This is a genomic window from Mariniflexile maritimum (genome assembly GCF_009746565.1).
Classification (GTDB): Bacteria; Bacteroidota; Bacteroidia; order Flavobacteriales; family Flavobacteriaceae; genus Mariniflexile; species Mariniflexile maritimum.
In genome coordinates this window covers 197707-214538 of record NZ_WRPN01000003.1, presented here as the reverse complement: position 1 = coordinate 214538, position 16832 = coordinate 197707, and the positions used below count along the sequence as shown (strand labels likewise).

The window sequence follows — 16832 nt, the reverse complement described above, 5'->3', positions numbered from 1 at the left end:
AAACGGGGCTTATTTTTTTCTGTCAATAACATAGTTCACCATGAGTGCCAACGAATTTTTATAGTTCGATTCGGGGTAGGTATTAAGCAATTGTAGCGCTTCCTCTTGAAATTGTTTCATTTTGGTAATCGCATAATCCAAGCCGCCATTGTTCTTCACAAAGGCCACCACTTCCTTAACCCGTTTGGTGTCTTTATTATGGTTTTTAATGGAATTTATCAACCAATTTTTATCTTTTTTAGCTACGGTATTCAGCACATAAATAAGGGGTAGGGTCATTTTTTGTTCTTTAATGTCGATGCCCGTGGGTTTGCCAATTTGGTCGTCGCTATAATCAAATAAGTCGTCCTTAATTTGAAACGCCATACCAATAAGTTCGCCAAATTTGCGCATCGTTTCCACATGTTGCGATTCGGGTTTTACCGAGGCAGCACCCAAACTACAGCACGCAGCGATAAGGGTTGCCGTTTTTTGGCGAATAATTTCGTAATAGATGCTTTCGGTGATATCCAGTTTGCGCGCTTTTTCAATTTGCAACAATTCACCTTCGCTCATTTCGCGCACTGCTATCGAGATTATTTTTAATAAATCAAAATCGTTGTTGTCGATGCTTAAAAGCAAGCCTTTCGACAGTAAATAATCGCCTATCAAAACCGCGATTTTGTTTTTCCACAGGGCATTGACCGAGAAAAAACCACGGCGGCGGTTGCTATCATCCACTACATCATCATGAACCAGGGTTGCCGTATGTATCAATTCAATAACCGAGGCCCCACGGTAGGTGCGTTCGCAAACTTCGCCATTGGATACCATTTTTGCCACCAAAAACACAAACATGGGGCGCATTTGTTTTCCTTTTCGGTTTACAATGTAGGTTGTAATTCGGTTAAGTAAAGCCACTTTACTAGACATTGACAACAGGAACTTTTGCTCGAAAAGATCCATTTCAAAGGCAATAGGCTGCTTTATTTGCTCTACAATTTTCAAATTAAAAGAATTACATTTAAGTAACAAACCTACTAAAAAAATACTTGAATTGCATAAATAATTAAAAACTGCCTGCAATCGATGTGCTTCTTGGGGGAACGAGCCAATATTTTTTATATATTGTAAATTATTAATCCATTAAACCCAGTAACGCTTATGAAAAAAATTACATTATTAATCTTAATAGTTACCAGCTTCACCTTTAAGGGTTTTGCTCAATTTCCTGAAAATTTCCAAAGTAGTGCAACCATCCCAACGGGTTGGAGTTCGTATTTGGGCGCTAATGGCTTAGGTACAACAGAAAATTGGAAAATCTCTACGGGAGCAGATAATTACGCCTATGTATTATGGGAAGCAGTAACTTCGGGACAAAACGCTGAAGATTGGTTGGTAACGCCCCAATTTACTGTTGATGCTAGCAAAAGCATTTTAACTTTTGATGTAGGCGATTTCAATCCGGATGATTATGGCTCTAAAATTACTATTAGGGTCTCTACAAGCAGCCAAACGACACATGCCGATTTTACAACCATAAAAACCATTTTGGAAACCGATATATTTTCCGCTGGCGAGTTTCAGCAGGTTTCGGTTAATTTGGCAACATCCTATTTAAACCAAGCGGTATATGTTGCTTTTGTGATGGAAAACAATGATGGGGATGGTTGGGGTATTGACAATGTGAATGTTGTTCCTTTTGTAGCAGCTCCAAATCCTGTTATTACGCCTAACCCCATTAACGCAGCCCCTAGTGTTGCATTGGTTGTAGATACCGATTATAACGGTGATTTGGTTATCGATTCAAACGATGCTGCATACGAATTTACATGGGAAGATGCCATAACCGGTGAAGCACCCAGTGGTTATATATTTAATTTTGGATTGTCGAGCCCTCCAAACGATTTATCTTTTAATGCACCAAGTTCGGGTTTTACCTTGTATGGTTTGTCCTATTCTACAACGTATTACTGGCAAATAATTGCATATAATGCAGGTGGAAATGCCATAGGTTCTTCTATTTGGTCTTTCACTACCGGGGCCGATCCATCACTTTCCATCAATGAGCCTAACAAGGGGCTGTTTTCAGTATATCCAAACCCCGTAAAAGATCAAGTACACATAAAAACAACTGCGGATATTGAAGCCATTTCAGTTTCCAATCAACTTGGGCAACGAGTTATGGACATCAAGAAAACAAGCATTATAAACAAAACGGTTGATTTGAGTTCTTTGGCTAAAGGCATGTATTATATGAATGTGAAGGTTGATAACAAATCTCAGGCCATCAAAATAATTAAAGAGTAAATTTTTGCAAGACACTTAAACAAAAAAGGAAGTGGTGAACCGCTTCCTTTTTTAGCTTTTGTTGGCCAACTGCCCACAAGCGGCATCAATATCTTTGCCCCGGCTTCGGCGCACATTCACCACAATCCTGTTTTTTTCTAAACATTGTATGTAGTTTTCCAAAGCATCATTATTTGCTTGTTTAAAGTCGCCATCATCTATCGGGTTGTACTCAATAATGTTTACTTTACTGGGTACATATTTGCAGAATTTCACTAGGGCATCAATGTCTTTTTGTGAATCGTTAATGCCTTTCCAAACCACGTACTCATAACTTATTTTACGTTTGGTTTTTGCATACCAATATTCTAGGGCTTCCCGTAAATCTTCCAACGGAAAATGTTCGTTAAAAGGCATGATGGACGTGCGTACTTCATCAATAGCCGAATGTAACGACACTGCCAAATTGAATTTCACATCGTCGTCGGCCATCTTTTTTATCATTTTTGGAACGCCCGATGTAGAAACCGTAATGCGTTTTGGCGACATGCCCAAACCTTCCGAAGCGGTAATCTTTTCAATAGCTTTCATTACATTGTTGTAGTTCATAAGTGGTTCGCCCATGCCCATAAACACAATATTGCTTAATGGCCTGTTGAAATACAGTTTGCTTTCGTTGTTAATGGTAACCACTTGGTCGTAAATCTCGTCGGGGTTTAAATTGCGCATCCGTTTTAAACGTGCCGTAGCACAAAATTTACAGTCTAAACTACAACCAACTTGACTGGAAACACAGGCGGTGGTTCGGGTGGCAGTAGGGATTAGCACCGATTCCACAATCAATCCATCGTGCAAGCGCACCGCATTTTTAACCGTGCCGTCGTTACTGCGTTGCATGGCATCGACCTTTATGTGGTTTATTACGAAGTGAGCCTCCAGCATATCGCGGGTTTCTTTTGAAAGGTTGGTCATGTCCTCAAAACGTTGTGCCGCCTTATGCCACAACCATTCATAAACTTGGTTGCCTCGAAACGCTTTGTCTCCTTGCTTTTCAAAGAATTCCCGAAGTTGCTCTTTGGATAATGCGCGAATATCTTTTTTTGATGTTGCCATAAGTAGTGCAAAAATAGGGAAACCAATTATGATTAACGAGTAACGAATAACGAATTTTGAATAACGAATTTCCCCGCGACAATTTGAATTTCCCTATCAGGAGTTTAGGGGGCTTTTTTAATCCGTGCCAATTCGTGAAATCCGTGTCAAAAAAAGTGGCAGTTTAAATTTAAGCTTAGTGTAGCAACAATCCGTTTTCAATGGTTGTATTTTAATTCGTGGAAATTCGTGAAATCCGTGTCAAAAAAGACACAGTCTAAATTTAAGCTTAGTGTTACAAGAATCCGTTTTCAATAGTTGCATTTTAATCCGTGCCAATTCGTGAAATCCGTGTCAAAAAAGACACAGTCTAAATTTAAGCATAGTGTAGCAACAATCCGTTTTCAATAGTTGCATTTTAATTCGTGGCAATTCGTGAAATCCGTGTCAAAAAAGCGGCAGCTTAATTTTAAGCTTACTGTAGCGACAATCCGTTTTCAATGGGTATATTTTAATTCGTGGAAATTCGTGAAATTTGTGTCTAAAAAAGTATATTTGAATCTTTCAAAGCAACACCATGAATGTACATTTTATCGCTATTGGCGGTTCTGCCATGCACAACCTTGCCATTGCATTACACAATAAAGGCTATCAGGTAACTGGAAGTGATGATGAGATTTTCGAGCCTTCGAAATCACGATTAAGCGCTAAAGGTTTATTGCCAACTTCTTATGGTTGGTTTCCAGGGAAAATCAACAAAACTTTGGATGCCATTGTTTTAGGGATGCATGCCAAAGCCGATAACCCCGAGTTGATAAAAGCACAAGAATTAGGACTTAAAATTTACAGCTATCCCGAGTTTTTGTATGAACAATCTAAACACAAAACCCGCGTGGTTATTGGTGGTAGCCACGGAAAAACGACCATTACATCCATGATTTTACATGTGATGCATTATCATAACCGTGATGTTGATTATATGGTGGGTGCGCAATTAGAAGGGTTTGATGTGATGGTAAAACTCACCGAAACCAACGATTTTATGGTGCTTGAAGGCGACGAGTATTTAAGCTCACCTATTGACAGACGCCCGAAATTCCATTTATATAAACCCAATATTGCTTTGTTGAGCGGTATTGCTTGGGACCACATTAACGTATTTCCAACCTATGAAAATTATGTGGAGCAGTTCCAAATTTTTGTAGATAGCATTGTAGATGGTGGCAGCATAACCTATAATGAAGAAGATGCCGAGGTTAAGCGTGTGGTGGAAGCATCGGTAAACCCTATTCGAAAATTACCCTACCATACGCCAGCATATACGGTTGAAAACGGGCAAACGCTTCTGGAAACTCCCGAAGGCCCATTGCCTATTGAGGTATTTGGAAAGCATAACCTAAATAATTTAACCGGTGCGAAATGGATTTGCCAACACATGGGCATTGATGAAACCGATTTTTACGAAGCCATAGCCACATTTAAAGGTGCCAGCAAGCGCTTGGAAAAAATAGCCGAAAGCAAAAATAGCGTTGCCTTTAAAGATTTTGCACACTCGCCCAGTAAAGTTGAGGCCACCACCAAGGCCGTAAAAGAACAATATGCCAACAGAACGGTGGTTGCCTGTTTAGAACTGCACACGTATAGCAGTTTAAATGCCGAATTTTTAAAAGAATACAAAGGTGCGCTAGATGCTGCCGATGTTGCCGTCGTGTTTTACTCGCCCCATGCCGTAGAAATTAAAAAACTTAAAGAAGTTAGCCACGAACAAATAGCCACTGCTTTTGAGCGCGACGACCTTATTATTTACACCAACCCAGACGATTTTAAAAACTTCCTCTTCTCGCAAAACTTTGATAACAAAGCGTTGCTGTTAATGAGTTCCGGAAATTATGGCGGACTTAATTTTGATGAGGTGAAAGGGTTGATTGTGTGAAAAATTCGTGCAGCGATAGAAGCCTGTTTTTAATTGGGCAAGAATTTTAATCATAATCCCAATTCCTTTAAAAACGCCCACATTTTGTTGCTGAAAAGGTCGTTTTGTTCTTTAGTAAATTTACCATGGTTGCCACCGGGAATGGTTAGGAATTCGGTAGTAACATTGTGGGCCTTTAATTTTTCATATAGTACAACCGACTGCTGGTAAGGCACAATAGGATCGGCATCGCCGTGCACTATAAAAATGGGCGGACTTTCCTTAGTTATATAATAAATTGGCGATACAGATTCTATAAACTTCTGGTTGTTAAACCTTGCTCCCAGCCAGTTTTTTGCCGATTTCCATGCTGCCAATGGTGCTAAATCGGTAACGCCATATTTGTTTATAATGGCCGCCACTTTAATATTGCCGTTAAAATAGCAGTTGCTGTCAAATCGTTTATCGTTTCCCAACAAACCCGTCATTAGTGCCAAATGCCCTCCAGACGAACCGCCCATAACAACAATTTTATTAGTATCAATATTTAAGGTTTTTGCGTTTTTATACACATAAATTAAGGCACATCGTACATCTTCAATGGCAGCAGGAGCGGGGGCTACATCTACCAAACGGTATTCCACATTTGCTACGGCATAGCCGTTTTTAAACCAAGAGCCAAAACCACTCTGCGATTCCTTTTCTCCATGGTTCCAACCTCCTCCATGGATGTTGATGACAATGGGCGTGGGTGTTTTGGCTTCAGGGTTTGTATATAAATCCATACGACCGTTCCATTTGTTTATCTGTGTGTAAACAACATCTATCTGGCTTTGGTAGCCATTAGGAAAACTTACGGGCGTATAGGTTTGTTGCTGCGAAAATCCGCTAAAAAGTGTTATGAGATTTAAAACGCTAAAAAAAAATAACTGCTTCATTGTTTAATCTTTAATTTGTTTTTATAAATTCTTTGAGTTTCCGTTTATATGTTTTTGTTATCGCGGGAAAATCCTGTTCAAAAAAGTTTCCACACTCACTTGGTTGGCTCGTAAAAGTTCGGCTCGGGCATTGGCCATATCTTGCGGCGTTTTATCTTGCGACAATTTAAATTTGCCTTCCCAAGCAGTAATCGTAATTTCAAACAAATCAATGTAATCTAAAGCAGCCAGCATGCGTTGGTTGTTGGGCTCCAAAACGTATTTATGCTGGGGTTGCTCTAAAAATTCGGTCATTGCAATTAGCGAATCCTTTAAGGCCTTCTTGCTGGGGTTGCCGTTTACGGTGCCCTGAATATGTACTTTTATGTAGTTCCAGGTGGGCAATTGCGTGGTGGTATAAATACTGGGCGATATATAGCATTGCGGCCCCGAAAAAAGTACGGTAATAGGGGTGTTGTTTTTTAATAAAGCGGCCTGCGGGTTTTGTTTATCAATATGCCCGATTAATTGGCCTTTGGCATTGTAAATTAACGGCAAATGGGTAATAAGGGGAGTGTTGTTTTTTACTGAAATGATGGTGGCCAACGGATAGGTTTTAATAACTTCAATAAGATGGTTTCTGTTGGAGTCTTGATGTATTTTTGGTGGATATTTCAACTGAATTTACGATTTTTAGATTTTCATATTGCGTTTTTAAATTTACAATATTTATCTTTACTCTATGCAAGAAAAACTAGTGCCGTTTTCAATAAAAAATTGGAATCAAGACGATAGACCTCGGGAAAAATTACTCGGTAAAGGCAAAGAGGCTTTAAGTGATGCCGAATTGGTGGCTATTTTAATTGCTTCGGGCAGCAAAAATGAAAGTGCCGTAGATTTAAGCAAGCGCATGTTGGCAAGCGTAGCGAACAATTTGAATGCACTGGGCAAGCTATCCATCAAGCAACTTATGGCATTTAAGGGCATTGGGGAAGCAAAGGCCATTGCCATTGTGGCCGCCATGGAACTGGGACGACGACGACGGGGCGAGGAAGCCCTGGAGAAACATAAAATAACCTCCAGCACATCGGTTTTCGAGCTCATGCAACCCCTTATTGGCGAGCTGCAACATGAGGAGTTCTGGATTATTTACTTAAACAATTCCAATAAGGTCATTCAGAAAAACCAATTAAGCAAAGGCGGCATTACGGGCACGTTGGTTGATGTGCGTTTGGTTTTAAAAAATGCTTTGGAAGTAGGGGCAACCGGATTAATTTTGGTGCACAACCATCCATCTGGAACCTTAAAACCCAGTGATGCTGATAAACAAATAACCAAAAAACTAAAAACAGCTTCAGAAAGTTTGGACATAAAAGTGCTGGACCACCTAATTATAACTGAAAGTACCTATTTTAGTTTTGCCGATGAAGCGATTTTATAAATTGGTTGAAGTGCTAAAAACTGCTACCGAAAACTGCAAACCCATTTTATGCTTTTAGTTTATACCCATACCATTACCCCGCGCTTAACATACATTTTTAAGCATATCTGCATTCGAATTTTGGGTGTTGAGGTGTCCTTTACCACTAAAATCGAGGAATTTATAGCGCACGATAGTTTAAAAATATCCTATACCAAACAACAACTGGGCAACGAGTTTTTTATAAAAAGCCACGACCTTTTGTTTGAACAAGGCTTGAACGATATCGACATTAACGTTCAAAAATGGGGCCATACCAAATGTTTTTTTTTCAATGGCGATAAAAGTGCCATTCCATTCGATATTTTTGCGGCCTCTTTTTATTTGCTTTCTCGCTATGAGGAATATTTACCACACGTAAAAGATGATTACGGACGCTTTTTGGCAACGGATAGCATTGCCCATAAAAACGGGTTTTTGCACCAACCTGTTGTTGATATTTGGTCGGATAAATTTAAACAGGCCTTACAACTTCATTTTCCAACGTATCGATTTGTGCAAAAAAAATACAGCGTTAAACCGGTTATTGATGTGCCAACGCCTTACCATTTTAAACTAAAGGGCATTATGCGAACCGTTGGGGGCACGGTTAAGGATTTGCTAAAGTTTAAATTTAGGAGCTTGTACAACCGTTTTATGGTTATTTTTGGTGCAGAACACGATCCTTACGATACCTTTACATACATTATTAACAAACAAAAACAGAGCGAGTTTAAGTTCATGTTTTTCTTTTTAATAGGCGATTATTCCACCTACGACAAAAGTGTGAACCCTAATAACAAGGCATTTGTATCGCTTATAAAACATGTGGCCGATTATAGCGAGGTAGGCTTGAAGACATCTTTTTTTGCGCTCGACAATTTAGCTATCCTAAAAAAGGAAAAACTAAAAATGGAAGATATTTTGAATACCACTTTAAAAGCTTCGCGTCAATCGTTTTCAAAACTAAACCTGCCAGAATCGTATAGAAACCTTATAAAACTTGAGATTTTTGAAGATTATACCATGGGTTACGTGAACCAATTAGGGTTTAGGGCGGGTACTTGCACCCCGTTTTTGTTTTACGATTTGGATTATGAACTTCAAACGCCCCTAAAAATTCACACCTATCACCTTATGGATTATGTATTGCTAAAAACCCATTCACTGTTAGATAAGAAAAAGGTTTTGAATGAGATTATTAACGAAGTGAAGCAGGTAAATGGCGAGTTCATTCCTGTTTTCCATAATTATACCTTCAGCGATATGGAACGGTGGAAAGGATTTAAAGAGTTGTTTAACAGTATTTTAGAATCGGCCGATGAAAATTAACGGAATAACAGATGTGTTTTTTGATTTAGATCATACCCTTTGGGATTTTGATAAAAATTCAGCTTTAACCTTTGAAAAAATTTTCAAAATGCATAACATTGAAATAGATATCAATATTTTTTTGCTGCATTACAGAGATATAAATTTTCAGTATTGGAAACTTTACAGGGATGCCAAAATAGATAAGGAAGTACTGCGGCTTGGTAGGTTGAAGGACACCTTTGCAGTCTGCAATTTTCCTGTGGAAGCCGATATGATTTCCATTTTATCAACCGAATACATCACTTATCTTACCGACAATAATTATTTGTTTGCCAATACCATCGAAATCCTAGAATATTTAAGCCCCAAGTATAGTCTTCATATTATTTCCAATGGGTTTGAAGAGGTTCAGTCCAAGAAATTGGTCAAATCGAATATTCTTAAATATTTTAAAACCGTTACCAATGGTGAGGATATTGGGATAAAAAAACCACACCCTCAAATTTTTCATTTGGCTCTTGAAAAGGCGCAAACCACGGTAAACAAAAGCATAATGATTGGCGACGGCTATGAGGCCGACATCGTGGGCGCCCAAAACGTGGGAATGGAAGTTATTTATTTTGATACCAATAATATGCCTGTTAAAACGAACGTTAATCAAATATCGGAATTAATCGAAATAAAAAAATATTTATAATTTTAAACGATATCTGTTCCTCTAACGTTTCATAAATGTGATAAAACAATTTGTAAAATACCTGTTTTTGGCAATCATCATAAATAGTTTCTATTTGTCTTGTACCGAACCTGTTGATTTCGATCAAATAAACGATTTTAAAACCACGCCCGTCGTGGAATCCAGTCTTATTTTCTTTGATGAACCTGCAACCCGTTTTTTGGATAATGGCAACGAAATAGCCACCATTCAGGATTTTATTCAGGTCGATTTTTTTAAAAGCGAATTTATAACCGATAATTTGGCAAAAGCCGAATTTGTTTTTGAAACCAATAACGCTATAAATAGAGGGTTTCAGGTACGGGTCGCTTTTTTAAACAATTCAGGGCAAACCCAGCATACCTTTACGGTTTCAATTCCGCCTTCAACCAATAGTGCTCCGGTAACTTCCCGTTTCACCGAACTTTTTGAGGGGCCTTCATTAGTAGCCTTAAAAAACACCACAAAAATCGTTTTTACCTTAAACATGCTTCCCGGTGCGGCAATTACTAATAATACCAGCGGTAGGATAAGCCTAAAATCGAAAGCGGTATTATACTTTAACCTGGAAAGTTCAAGTCTATGAGGCACCTAAGTATGACTTTTGTTTTCATTACTTGCTTTTCGTTTGGGCAAAACAAGCAGTTGCTTTATGGTTTTTCAGAGGTTCCACAATCATTATTGCTCAATCCGGGTGTTAAAATTAAAAATTCGGGCTTTGTGGGCGTGCCGTTTTTATCCCATATCCATGCAAGCGCCGGCACCTCGGGCATAACGGTTTATGATGTGTTTGCCGATAACGGTGTCGATTTCAACACCAAACTACAAAACGCGGTTTATAAATCGAAAGCTAGAAATTTTGTAAGCATCAATCAACAATTGGAGCTGCTTTCCGGAGGGTTTGCTTTTGGAAGTTCCTTTGAAAAAAATGAGTATATAAGTTTTGGAATTTATCAGGAATTGGATGTTATTGGCTATGTACCCAAGGATTATGCCATTTTGGGCTTAGAAGGAAACCAAAATAATATCAATAGGGTGTTTGATGCGGGCCATTTAAACGCTAGCGGCGAGGTTATTTCGGTTTTTCATTTGGGCTACAACAAAAAGGTAAACAACCTGTTTACTTATGGTGTTCGGGGAAAAATATATTCAAGTATCATAAACGTAAATTCCACAAAAAACCAAGGAAGTTTTGTAACGGTACAAGGCCAAAACAACATTTACACCCATATTTTTGATTTGGATTTGGAAGTAAAAACCTCTGGATTGGCCAATATTAAGGATGGTGAAGCAGATGCTATTTATAAAGACCTAAAAAAACGGATGCTATTGGGTGGCGATTTAGGCCTAGGTTTCGATGTGGGCTTTACCTACCAATTCGATAAACAATGGACTTTCGATGCCAGTATCTTGGATGTTGGCTTTATCAGGCACACCAAGGATGTCGAAAATTATTCCGTAAGGGGTCGCTATGCATTTGAAGGCATTAACCCTTTTTTCTCAGAAGCGGGAGCAGGACAAACCGCCGACGACTATTGGAGCAAGGTTGAAGATGAATTTAGCGCTATTTTTGAAGCCGATACCACCAAAACCAAATTCACCACGTGGCGCCCCGTTAAATGGAACGCTTCGTTAAATTATGCCTTTGGCGAAAAAAAAGAAAAAGATTGTAACTGCATAAAAGGCGAAAGTGAGTATCAAAATGCTGTTGGTGCCCAACTGTACGCCATCAATAGGCCCAAGCAACCGCAAGCGGCACTCACGTTGTATTATTTTAGGCACATCTTCAAAGGGTTATCGGCAAAAACAACCTATACCATCGATTCATTTTCATTGTACAATCTGGGTTTGGGGCTATCGGCAAACCTAGGAAATATAAATTTTTATGTAATGGCAGATAATTTTTTGCAATATAAAAACGTATATAATGCACAAAGTGTATCTTTACAGTTAGGGTTTAACTATATATTCAAAAAAAAATGAAGACAAAAATTTCAGCACTATTAATCGCCTTTTTTATAACCGCAAGTGTGTTTTCGCAAGCCAACTTAAACAATTATAAATATGTAATTGTGCCCAATAAATTCGATTTTTTAAAGGAAAAAGACCAATACCAGTTAAATGCGTTGACCAAATTTTTATTTGAGAAATATGGGTTTGAAGCGTTAATGGAAGGCGAAAAATATCCGGATGATTTAATAAGAAACCGCTGTTTGGCCTTAAAATCAAATTTATTAAAAGATTCCGGCATGTTTAAAACCAAGTTGGCCGTAGAACTAAAAGATTGTAACGATGCCGTAGTCTATACTTCCGAAATGGGTGAGAGCCGAGAAAAAGAGTTTAAAAAAGCCTTTACCGAAGCCTTACGAAATGCTTTTAATTCCATAGAAAAGTTAGCCTATAAATACGAACCAAGCACACAAACCCTTGCCACCGTACCCCAAGAAACCAGTGTTACAAACCATGCCGTGGCCGCCGAAATTCAGCAATTAAAGGAAGAAATCCAAAATCTTAAAAAAGAAAAAGAAGTTGTAGTGGAAGTTGCTGCGCCAAAAACAGCCACCCTTCCCGAAGTGCCCGTAGTTAAACAACCGGAAATGGAACAAAAAACCACTGAAACTCCCGTAAAACAAGCAACAACAGGCGTTTTATATGCCCAAGCCATAGAAAACGGTTTCCAGTTGGTTGACAGCACGCCCAAAGTAGTTTATAAAATCAAAAAAACAGGTATTGCCGATGTGTTTATGGTTGAAAACAAAAACGCAACACTTTACAAAAAAGATGCTAACTGGATTTTGGAATACTACGAAAACAACGAGCTAAAACAAGAAATGCTCAACATTAAGTTTTAATAAGCGTTGAGTTGTTTGTCGTTGAGTTGTTAAGCTGAAATTAATTTCACAACGTAACAACATACAACTCAACAACAAACTAATACCCATATTTTTCCTTCCAACGTTGTTTTAAAAATTCCCGATGGGCATTTTCGCGTGCGTTGTTGCCAGGGTCGTAAAGTTTGGTATTTTTTATGGCATCGGGCAAAAACTCTTGGTTGGCAAAATTGTTTTCGTAGTTATGGGCATATTGGTAATTATCGCCATAACCAAGTTCTTTCATTAATTTGGTGGGCGCATTCCTAATTTCAAGAGGCACCGATAAATCGCCCGTTTCGCTTACCAGTTGTTGTGCTTTCCCAATAGCCAAATAGGCAGCGTTACTTTTAGGGGAACAGGCCAAATAAGTAGCACATTGGCTCAATAAAATCCTGGATTCCGGATATCCAATAGTTGTTACCGCCTGAAATGTACTATTGGCAATAACCAAGGCCGTTGGGTTGGCGTTGCCTATATCTTCACTGGCCAAAATAAGCAATCGGCGCGCTATAAACTTTACGTCTTCGCCACCTTCAATCATGCGTGCCAACCAATACACCGCTGCGTTAGGGTCGCTGCCCCGAATCGATTTTATAAATGCCGAAATAATATCGTAATGTTGTTCGCCCGTTTTATCGTAGCGCGTTGTGTTGCTTTGTATTTTTTTTAAAACACTTTCATCTGTGATTTCAATAGTATTTGAAGCTTCAGAATTCACTATCAATTCAAAAATGTTCAACAATTTCCGGGCATCACCGCCCGAAAGCCTTAAAAGCGCATTGGTTTCCTTTAGGGTAATCTTTTTTTTAGAAATGTATGCATCATTTTCAATAGCCCGCTTTAAGAGTGCTTCCAAATCCTGTTTGTTGAACGCATTTAAAATATAAACCTGGCAACGCGATAACAAGGCGGGAATCACCTCGAAACTGGGGTTTTCGGTCGTAGCGCCAATTAAGGTTATCCACCCTTTTTCAACCGCTTGCAATAGCGAATCCTGTTGCGATTTGCTAAACCTGTGAATCTCGTCAATAAACAAAATAGGGTTTTTGGTTGTAAACAAGCCACCACTTTGTTTCGCCTTATCAATCACGTCCCGAATGTCCTTAACCCCCGAGTTTATCGCACTTAAAGTATAAAAAGGACGACCAGATTCTGTGGCAATAATATTTGCAAGCGTGGTTTTTCCCGTGCCCGGTGGCCCCCAAAAAATCATCGATGGTATTAAACCTTGCTTAATGTGCTGTGTTAACGCACCGTTTTTTCCAACCAAGTGCAATTGGCTCACATAATCCGCTAAGGTTTTGGGTCGTAAACGTTCGGCTAAAGGTGCATTCATACTGTAAAATTAAAACAATTCCTTTTCAAAAAGGAAACTACACACCATTAAGTTTCAATTTTTTGGCGTGCCCCCGTAAAAACGGGGTCGCGTTTTTCGTTGCAATCTTTTTCTCGTGCCTCAAAAAAAGGATTTTCACTGCAACCGCTCACGCGGGCTTATCTGCCAATTTAGCGTATGCACAAAAAATGGTCAATTATTTGCTATCTTAGTTTTATGAACACTCATGAGCATTTCAAATTCTATAACGGGGTCATTATTTACCCTGTGTTTATTGTGCTGGTTATTTGGTCGGTTTTTTCGTTTGAAATTCACTATAACGTCAATTTTAGTAGCTACGGCATCTATCCGCAAACACTTAAAGGATTGCGTGGTATCGTTTTTAGTCCGTTTATCCATGGTAGCATACAGCACATTTATCAAAATACCGTGCCTTTGTTCGTGTTGTCCATGGCGCTTTTTTATTTTTACAAACCCATTGCTTGGAAAGTATTGGTATTTGGCATTTTGCTATCGGGGTTTTTTACCTGGTGCATAGGTAGGCCATCGTACCATATTGGCGTAAGTGGATTGATTTACGTGTTGGTAAGCTTTATTTTCTTTAAAGGGATTCTCACCAAATATTACCGATTGGTAGCCTTGTCGTTATTGGTTATTTTTCTTTACGGAAGCATGATTTGGTACACGCTGCCCATTGATGAAGGTATCTCGTGGGAAGGGCATCTATCTGGTTTGGTAACAGGATTGTTGTTTGCCTTGTTTTTCAGAAAAACCATAGCGAAGCCAAAAAAATATGCTTGGGAACAATCAGATTATAACGAAACCAACGATCCCTTTTTAAAACAATTTGACGCCAACGGTAATTTTATTGAGTACGTTGAAACAGACGTTGAGCAGGAACAACCTACAATTAATTATACTTTCAAAGAAAAAAAGGAATAATTGTTTCTAGCAATCTAAAAAGTCCAACAGTCTAAAAAAGTCTAACATTCTAAGATAGTCTTTGCCTCACTGCTTCATATAAAAAAGCGCCACAGGCCACCGACACATTTAGAGATTCAATATCTCCTAATATGGGTAGTTTTGCTTTAGCATCAACCACTTTTAATATGGAAGGATTAATACCCCTATCCTCCGATCCCATGATAATGGCACAGGGCTCGATAAATGAAATGTCGTATAGAGTGTCATCTGTTTTTTCGGTAGCGGCAATCACTTTAATGCCCGATGATTGCAAGTAAAATACGGCATCCTTAATGTGGTCCACTTTACAGATAGGAACTTTAAAAACAGCACCAGCACTTGTTTTAATGGTGTCGCCGTTAACAGGTGCACCCCCTTTTTTCTGGATGATGATGCCGTTTACCCCCGTACATTCCGCAGTTCGGATAATGGCCCCAAAATTACGCACATCACTTATTTGGTCGAGCAACAAAAACAAAGGTGTTTTACCCGATTCCATTACGTTCAAAACGAGTGTTTCCAGATCGTGAAATGCAATGGGAGATATTTGAGCTACCACCCCTTGATGGTTTTTGTTGGTAAGTTTATTTAATTTTTCAACGGGTACATAACTTTTATTGATGGAATTTCTGTTTAACAACGATTCCAGTTCACTAAAAAGTTCGCCTTTAAGTCCTTTTTGCAGAAATACTTTATCAATGGTTTCCCCTGCATTAACGGCTTCCATTACGGCGCGCAAGCCAAAAATTTGTGTGTGGTTTTCCATGGGGTAAAGGTATAAAAAAACCGAGGACATTTATTTCCTCGGTTTTAACTATTAAAATTAAATGTTTAAGAATTAATGTTCGTCTTCTAGAAAACCAGTACGCTTATAGCCTTCAATAGTGTAAACGGTACCTGGATCATCAGAAAACTCTACTTTGAAAGAGATTTTATCAGAAACCCCTCCGCTACTGGTTGTTGCGCCATTTTTTGTAATCTGCCCATTTGTTATATCTAAAACTGGTGTTACAGTTGTAGTGCTTCCAGTTGGTGTGTAGCTATATTCGCTTACAAGACCAGACCCAGCAAAAGTTAAATCTTCAACGTTAACTGGTACAATCACTCTTGATGGCCATAATTTGAAATCGTCTATATACATTTCAGCACCTCCCTGAGGTGTGTTATGTGTAGATATTTTATAATAACCAATATCATAGATATCTTCACCATCAACCAATAGTTTAACAAACCATTCGCCCGACATTTCAGAAACCACCGATTTATTTATATCTAAATCGGCAAACCCTTCTTCATTACTACAAGACACTATCAAGGTAAGAAGTAGTAAAAAACTATATTTATATATTTTTTTCATAATTGTTTTTTTATTTGTATTTAAAGGTATAGGAAAAACCAGCAGGATTCACTTTAGTAGTAAATCTTTTGGTAACAGGATCATATGTTAAGTCAACAGAAGTTTGACCTAAAGGATAAACTTGTTTTATTTCTGATATTGTATTTCCATTCATTTGAAAATACATAGGAAAAGCTCCTGAAAAAGCAAAATCTGTTACATAAAAGATACTTGTTGTTCCTTTTACTAAAGTGATAACACCAGTTCTAGTTGAATTATTGGCGTCCACAATATCTCCTGAGACATCTGTTCCTATAATCAAAGGATTATGTACAATTACCGTTTGCGAAACAGAGCCGTCAAATCCATCCGAATTCGTTGCTGTATAAGTCATAGTATAAACTCCAACGGTATTTATATCTACAGACCCTGTTTTGGTTACGGGCAATTCAACTCCATTTTCAGTAGCTTTTACTACTGGTGTAAAATTACTCCCTAAACTTATTACTACCATACTGTTGTATTCAAATGTTGGAAAGTTAGTTATTGCTGATTCGATGGGGTTTTCCTCCGTACAGGACATCATCAAAAATGCAATGAGCAGTATTGATAGACGACTTATATATTTATATGTTATTTTCATCTTT

Annotated in this window: 17 protein-coding genes; 9 read left to right on the top strand and 8 right to left on the bottom strand. The window is 38.5% G+C overall.

The features are described 5' to 3' along the window. Positions 1–9: 9 nt before the first annotated feature. Positions 10–987: a polyprenyl synthetase family protein gene (locus GQO80_RS06295; RefSeq protein WP_157207487.1), complete on the bottom strand. Its 978-nt coding sequence runs from the start codon at positions 985–987 to the stop codon at positions 10–12. Between the two features lie 156 nt (positions 988–1143). Between GQO80_RS06295 and GQO80_RS06290 the strand changes: the two genes are divergently transcribed. Next, the gene (locus GQO80_RS06290) at positions 1144–2289 is read left to right on the top strand and encodes a T9SS-dependent choice-of-anchor J family protein (RefSeq protein ID WP_157207486.1); all 1146 of its coding nucleotides are present in this window, start codon (positions 1144–1146) and stop codon (positions 2287–2289) included. Between the two features lie 51 nt (positions 2290–2340). On the opposite strand, the gene rlmN is transcribed toward GQO80_RS06290, so the two are convergent. After that, on the bottom strand, positions 2341–3381 hold the full coding sequence (gene rlmN / locus GQO80_RS06285; protein ID WP_157207485.1) for a 23S rRNA (adenine(2503)-C(2))-methyltransferase RlmN: 1041 nt from the start codon (positions 3379–3381) through the stop codon (positions 2341–2343). Between the two features lie 556 nt (positions 3382–3937). On the opposite strand from rlmN, the gene GQO80_RS06280 reads away from it, so the two are divergent. Beyond that, positions 3938–5293 carry a UDP-N-acetylmuramate--L-alanine ligase gene (locus tag GQO80_RS06280; RefSeq protein WP_157207484.1) on the top strand — a complete coding sequence of 452 codons (1356 nt, stop codon included), beginning with the start codon at positions 3938–3940 and terminating at the stop codon, positions 5291–5293. A gap of 50 nt (positions 5294–5343) precedes the next feature. Here GQO80_RS06280 and GQO80_RS06275 read toward each other — a convergent pair whose 3' ends face one another. Beyond that, complete coding sequence (locus GQO80_RS06275; RefSeq protein ID WP_157207483.1) at positions 5344–6210, bottom strand: alpha/beta hydrolase; 867 nt, start codon at positions 6208–6210, stop codon at positions 5344–5346. A 57-nt stretch (positions 6211–6267) separates the two neighbouring features. Further along, positions 6268–6867, bottom strand: coding sequence for an FMN-binding negative transcriptional regulator (locus tag GQO80_RS06270; RefSeq protein ID WP_157207482.1), 600 nt, complete (start codon positions 6865–6867; stop codon positions 6268–6270). A 64-nt stretch (positions 6868–6931) separates the two neighbouring features. On the opposite strand from GQO80_RS06270, the gene radC reads away from it, so the two are divergent. From radC to GQO80_RS06240, 6 genes are read left to right on the top strand one after another with little or no spacing between them, the layout of a single operon-like run. Beyond that, the gene (radC, locus tag GQO80_RS06265) at positions 6932–7630 is read left to right on the top strand and encodes a RadC family protein (RefSeq protein ID WP_157207481.1); all 699 of its coding nucleotides are present in this window, start codon (positions 6932–6934) and stop codon (positions 7628–7630) included. A gap of 48 nt (positions 7631–7678) precedes the next feature. Then, positions 7679–8980: a polysaccharide deacetylase family protein gene (locus tag GQO80_RS06260; RefSeq protein ID WP_157207480.1), complete on the top strand. Its 1302-nt coding sequence runs from the start codon at positions 7679–7681 to the stop codon at positions 8978–8980. Beyond that, on the top strand, positions 8970–9659 hold the full coding sequence (locus GQO80_RS06255; RefSeq protein WP_157207479.1) for a YjjG family noncanonical pyrimidine nucleotidase: 690 nt from the start codon (positions 8970–8972) through the stop codon (positions 9657–9659). Before GQO80_RS06260 ends, GQO80_RS06255 begins: the two co-directional genes overlap by 11 nt. A 37-nt stretch (positions 9660–9696) precedes the next feature. Continuing rightward, complete coding sequence (locus tag GQO80_RS06250) at positions 9697–10263, top strand: hypothetical protein (RefSeq protein WP_198037733.1); 567 nt, start codon at positions 9697–9699, stop codon at positions 10261–10263. Further along, positions 10260–11660 (top strand): DUF5723 family protein, encoded by a 1401-nt coding sequence (locus GQO80_RS06245; RefSeq protein WP_157207477.1) that lies wholly within the window; start codon positions 10260–10262, stop codon positions 11658–11660. The genes GQO80_RS06250 and GQO80_RS06245 overlap by 4 nt, the downstream gene beginning before the upstream one ends. After that, complete coding sequence (locus GQO80_RS06240) at positions 11657–12529, top strand: hypothetical protein (protein ID WP_157207476.1); 873 nt, start codon at positions 11657–11659, stop codon at positions 12527–12529. The genes GQO80_RS06245 and GQO80_RS06240 overlap by 4 nt, the downstream gene beginning before the upstream one ends. Positions 12530–12608: 79 nt before the next feature. Here the strand turns inward: GQO80_RS06240 and GQO80_RS06235 are convergent, their stop codons facing one another. Next, positions 12609–13886, bottom strand: a complete 1278-nt coding sequence (locus GQO80_RS06235) for a replication-associated recombination protein A (RefSeq protein ID WP_157207475.1) — start codon at positions 13884–13886, stop codon at positions 12609–12611. Positions 13887–14102: 216 nt separating this feature from the next. On the opposite strand from GQO80_RS06235, the gene GQO80_RS06230 reads away from it, so the two are divergent. Next, entirely contained in the window at positions 14103–14828 is a 726-nt protein-coding gene (locus GQO80_RS06230) for a rhomboid family intramembrane serine protease (protein ID WP_157207474.1), read from the top strand. A 49-nt stretch (positions 14829–14877) separates the two neighbouring features. On the opposite strand, the gene rlmB is transcribed toward GQO80_RS06230, so the two are convergent. From rlmB to GQO80_RS06215, 3 genes are all read right to left on the bottom strand, one after another. Further along, positions 14878–15615, bottom strand: coding sequence for a 23S rRNA (guanosine(2251)-2'-O)-methyltransferase RlmB (rlmB, locus tag GQO80_RS06225; RefSeq protein WP_157207473.1), 738 nt, complete (start codon positions 15613–15615; stop codon positions 14878–14880). A gap of 72 nt (positions 15616–15687) precedes the next feature. Beyond that, on the bottom strand, positions 15688–16158 hold the full coding sequence (locus GQO80_RS06220; RefSeq protein WP_198037732.1) for a lipid-binding protein: 471 nt from the start codon (positions 16156–16158) through the stop codon (positions 15688–15690). A 58-nt stretch (positions 16159–16216) separates the two neighbouring features. After that, entirely contained in the window at positions 16217–16828 is a 612-nt protein-coding gene (locus GQO80_RS06215) for an immunoglobulin-like domain-containing protein (protein ID WP_157207471.1), read from the bottom strand. Positions 16829–16832: the final 4 nt, after the last annotated feature.